Source organism: Neglectibacter sp. X4 (assembly GCF_009917365.1).
Taxonomy (GTDB): Bacteria; Bacillota; Clostridia; order Oscillospirales; family Acutalibacteraceae; genus Acutalibacter.
This window is the reverse complement of record NZ_QWLE01000289.1, coordinates 1-608: the sequence shown is the minus strand read 5'-3', so window position 1 is coordinate 608 and position 608 is coordinate 1. Positions and strand designations below refer to the sequence as shown.

General features: G+C 41.0%; 1 protein-coding gene. It reads left to right on the top strand.

The genetic code is table 11. The annotated features are described in order from the left end of the window. Positions 1–33: 33 nt before the first annotated feature. Positions 34–608: restriction endonuclease subunit S (locus D1841_RS18170; RefSeq protein WP_207710211.1), on the top strand; the 575-nt coding region annotated here is incomplete at its 3' end.

Genomic DNA, 608 nt, shown 5'->3' with positions numbered 1-608 from the left:
TGATTTTCCCTTTGACGAGGAGGTGTAATTTTTATGGGAAAAGTATCCTCAAGTAATAGTCAAGGGGTTCATGTACCCAAACTGAGATTTCCGGAGTTTAATGAAACATGGGAATTGTCTCGCCTCTCAGATATTTCATACTATCAAACCGGAAAGGACATCGTACCAAAAAGTAAATATGTAAGTACCGAGAATATGTTACAAAATTTCGCCGGTATGGAACCGTATAAAGACGAGGCGATTGTTTCGGGCATTCCTTTTGCTTCGGGAGATGTGCTAATTGCCAATATTCGTCCGTATCTAAAAAAAATCTGGAAAGCTAACTTTGCTGGGTGTTGTAACACAGATGTCCTTGTGCTGCATTCTGCGAACATTAACCCTGACTATTTATACTATAACATAGCGAGAGAGGATTTCATTACCCATGTTATGAGTGGCGTTAAAGGCTCAAAAATGCCTCGTGGGGACAAAACTCAAATACTTGAATACAAGGTTGGTGTGCCAACCCACAAAGAGCAGCAGAAAATAGCTTCGATCCTTTCCCTTTTGGACAATCGAATCGTCAAACAGCGGCAGCTTATCGAAGCCCTCAAGTCATATAAAAGAGG